Source organism: Kitasatospora sp. NPDC098663, assembly GCF_044760075.1.
Classification (GTDB): Bacteria; Actinomycetota; Actinomycetes; order Streptomycetales; family Streptomycetaceae; genus Kitasatospora.
In genome coordinates this window covers 1-3,941 of the sequence record NZ_JBIWAP010000120.1, presented here as the reverse complement: position 1 = coordinate 3,941, position 3,941 = coordinate 1, and the positions used below count along the sequence as shown (strand labels likewise).

Annotated in this window: 3 protein-coding genes; 2 read left to right on the top strand and 1 reads right to left on the bottom strand. The window is 69.7% G+C overall.

Going from position 1 to position 3,941, the window contains the following annotated elements:
* Positions 1 to 159 precede the first annotated feature (159 nt).
* A protein-coding gene (locus ACIQVZ_RS42275; protein ID WP_402458469.1) for an IS5 family transposase occupies positions 160 to 974 on the top strand; the annotation gives its coding sequence in 2 pieces (ribosomal slippage) (positions 160 to 514 and positions 514 to 974; 816 coding nt in all).
* A 624-nt stretch (positions 975 to 1,598) separates the two neighbouring features.
* Here ACIQVZ_RS42275 and ACIQVZ_RS42270 read toward each other — a convergent pair.
* Positions 1,599 to 2,021 carry a hypothetical protein gene (locus ACIQVZ_RS42270; protein WP_402458466.1) on the bottom strand — a complete coding sequence of 141 codons (423 nt, stop codon included), beginning with the start codon at positions 2,019 to 2,021 and terminating at the stop codon, positions 1,599 to 1,601.
* Between the two features lie 153 nt (positions 2,022 to 2,174).
* Here ACIQVZ_RS42270 and ACIQVZ_RS42265 point away from each other — a divergent pair.
* Positions 2,175 to 3,941 (top strand): NB-ARC domain-containing protein (locus ACIQVZ_RS42265; RefSeq protein WP_402458463.1); only part of this gene is annotated, 1,767 nt, incomplete at its 3' end.

Sequence of the window (3,941 nt, the reverse complement as noted above, 5' to 3'; positions counted from 1 at the left end):
CGTCCCCACTCCTGCCCGTACACATGCCCAGATACGAGCCCGCAGCGACTCCTCAGAGCAACACCAAAGAGATGTGTTGATTATCTGCAAGCCCTAAGAGGAGCTAACAGAACGGCGTTGTGCCCATGTCTGTTCGTTCATCGGCTCGTTGAGTAGGCCGTGGGGAAGAGAGCGCCGTGGTTGGTGTCGGATGACCTGTGGGGCCGGATCGAGCCGCTGCTGCCGGTGCGGCAGCAGCGGCTTCGCAGGATCGGCCGCCCGCCGCTGGACGACCGGGGCTGCCTGCAGGGGATCCTGTTCGTGCTGCACACGGGGATCCAGTGGGAGTGGCTGCCGCAGGAACTCGGTTTCGGCTCGGGTATGACCTGCTGGCGCCGCCTGCGGGACTGGCACGAGGCTGGGGTCTGGGACCGGCTGCACCAGGCGCTCCTCACCGAGCTGCACCGTGCCGGCGAACTGGACTGGTCGCGGACGGTGATCGACGGCTCGCACCGCCAGGCCCGTCGCGGCGGCCCAAAACGGGACCGAGCCCGGTCGACCGCGCTCGACCGGGCTCGAAGCACCACGTGATCACGGACGGCCGTGGCACACCGCTGGCCATCACCCTGACCGGCGGCAACCGCCACGACGTCACCCAACTCCTGCCGCTCCTGGACGCGATCCCCCGAATCCGCGGGAAGACCGGTCGGCCGCGCCACCGACCTCGCCAGCTGTTCGCCGACCGCGGCTACGACTACGACAAGTACCGACGACTGCTGTGGCAACGGGGCATCAAGCCGGTCATCGCCCGCCGGGGCGTGCCGCACGGCTCCGGCCTCGGAGCCGTGCGGTGGGTCGTCGAGCGAACGAACGCCTGGATCCACGGCTTCCGCCGCCTGCGGATCCGCTGGGACATCCGCGACGACATCCACGAGGCCTTCCTCAAACTGGCCTGCTGTGTGATCACCTACCGACGCGTTCGAGCCTTGTGTTAGCTCCTCTAAGCCGCGTAGCCGGCGTAAGTGTTCACCGTGAGCTCCTCCCTCCTCGCCGCCAGCCAATCCCGCCGGAACTCCGCCACGGTCGTACGGCGCACCTCGTGCGTCCTGCTCAGCTCACCCTCCAGCACCGCCGCTAACTCCTGAGTGGCTTCGGCCTCCGTCGCGAAACCACCCCGCCGCCGGGCACGCCGCCTTCGGTCCTCCGGTGCCAGGTCGACGCAGTACGTTCACGACCCGTGCTCCGCCTCCTTCAACAACCGCACACACCACGCACCCAACTGCCGCCCGCCCTCGTCCCGGGCACCCGCGCCGCCGGTACACGCTGCCTCCCCTGCGCATGCTGCCCCATGTGCTGGTCCTTCCTGAACGCGGTGGCAGGTGACCAGGGTGGCGTCGATGCCCAGGGCCAGGCCGGGCAGTCGACCTCCTTTGGCGCGGCCGGCGGTATCCCGTCCGTGGTCTCGGTGGTCTGCAGCCAGGCGACCTCGCGGGCAGCGGCACGGGCTGCCCGCAGCGCGTTCAGGTCGATGTGCTCCAGTACCATCCCACGCCTTCGATGGTCTTCTCGCCGGCCCCGGACTCTCCCGGGCCTCCCACTGTTATCTTGAAGCGCCAAAGTCAGTGGTTACGGTCATCGGTCCTCGGCATATTGAAGGTGAGGTTGGAGAAGTCCCGCCCCTGGACGATTGTGCCGTTCTGCGTCCCGCCGCTGATGGTGTTGTGGACGGAGCCGGCGGATTCGGTCGCGGCCCGGGCCCACCATTCATCGAGGAGCACGCGGAAGTCCGGGTCCAGAGCGGCCCGTACTCCGAGGGCGGTCGCCAGGGCCTGGGCCCGTCCGGGGTCGGCGGGTACGGCTTCCAGGGCCGCGAGTTCCACCTCGCCTGAGCTGATTCCGGGCAGTTCCTCCTGATCCTGTCCTCCGCCACGGCGGAACGGACGCCTCACCAGAGTGGCGAGTCCCTGCCACGCCTGGCGTCCGGCTTCGCCGGCAACGCTGCCCGCGAGTGCCGTGAGGGCGGCGGCGGTGATCGGATCCAACGTAGTGCTCCTTCGTCCATCGGTGCCGTTTGTTCACACCATAGGGAGAACCCGCCGCGGAGGCACGGATTTCTCCTAACCGGATTCGCGAATCGGTGGGACGCAGCCTCGATCGCGGCGTCATGCTTCCCTGCGGGACCTACTGTTGGTCCCATGTCTGAGGAGACGCGCAACAGCGTGGACGGGCGGGCGGAGACGGTCGTCCAGGCCAGGAACATAGGGGAGCTGCACTTCCACCAACACAGTGGCGGCCCCGAGAGATCGGCGCCGTTCCAACTGCCGCCGGTGACCGTGCCGTTCGAGAACCGTCTGGCCGAGCAGGATCGTGTCGTCCGGGCCGTGGCGGAGCACACCGAGGGCGGCGGTCCGTTGCTCGTGGCTCTGACCGGGATCGGTGGAATCGGCAAGACGGCCCTCGGCTACCAGTTGGCGCGCCGGTTCGCTGACCGCTTCCCGGACGGGGTGCTGTACGTCGATCTCGACGACCTGCGCCGGGAGGGTGTGGTGGAAGTCGCAGATGCCGTCGGCGGCATGCTGACGGCGTTGGGGGTGCCGCCCGAGTGGCTGGAGCGCAGCGCCACCGGACGTTCGAAGCAGTACTGGTCGCAGACCCGGGACAAGCGGCTCGTCGTCCTGGTCGACAACGCACGGTTCGGCAGCGAGGTCCGGGCGTTCTTGCCGGCCTCGGATCGGAGCCTGGTGATCCTCGCGAGCCAGTCGCCGCTGTACGACCTCGACGGGACGGCCGCGGTGGAGGTGGCTGTGGGTCCGTTGTCGCTGGACGACGCGGTGCGCCTGCTCGGGAACATCGTGGAGGACCCGCGGCTGAAGGCCGAGCCGGATGCCGCTGCGGAGCTGGCCCGGGGCTGCGGAGGCCTTCCCGCCGCGTTGCAGGTGGCCGGGCAGTGGGTGCGCAAGTACCGCCGACGGAGCTTGTCCCGGCTGGTGGAGGAGCTGACCGCCGAACTGCACGGGAAGGGGATTCCCATGATCGAGGCCGTCTGGGACGCCGCGTACGAAGGGTTGGAGCCGGCTGCTGCGCGGCTCTACCGGCTGCTGCCGCAGCATCCCGGTCCAGTCCTCGGAGAGTTGCCGGCGGCTGCCCTGCTCGGGGTGGCCCCCGGCCGGGCCGCGGACGCGCTGGAGGAACTGGAGGCGGCCGGCCTGTTGGAGTACCGGCTGGACGGGTACCGCATGCACGACCTCCTGCGTGGCCACGCCGAACGCCGGGCCCGGCAGACCGATCCGGATGGTACGGCCGGGGCGGCCGCCCGGTTGTCCGTCGTCAGGTGGTACCGGAGGCAGGCGGCCCGCGCGGACCTCGCGGCGGCCGGTCGCCGGATGACCTTCGCGCCGCTGGTGGACCCGATCGGCCCGGAGGTGGCCGACGTGGACTTCCCGGACGCGGTGGCGGCCTACCGATGGCTGGAGTCGGCGCGGCTCGCCCTGTTCGGGTGCGTGTGGACCGCAGCCGAGGATGGACATCACGAGGACGCCTGGGCACTCTGCGAACCGCTGTGGACCCACTTCCTCGATCATCCGCACTACGCGGACGTGATCGACGCCTTCCGGCTCGGGGTTGCCGCCGCGGATCAGGGCGAGTTCCTCCCGGCCATGGTTCGCATGCGGTGCCAGTTGGCCCGACCGCTGTGGGAGCAGGGGTTCCACGAGGAGGCGGCCCGACACGTTGATCACGCGCGGCGGGCCTCGCGGCTGTTGGACGGGGCGCTTCCCGACCGGAGGCAGGAGCGCAAACTGCAGGCGTCGGTCGTGGAGTTCAGTGGTCTGCTGAAGTCCTCGAACGGTGACTTGAGCGGGGCCGCCGCTGACTTCGAGGCGTCCCGGGCAGTGCACGCGGAGATCGGGAACGAGTACGGGGTGCTCCTGCAGACGTACCTTCTCGGGCGGACCGCCCTGGCG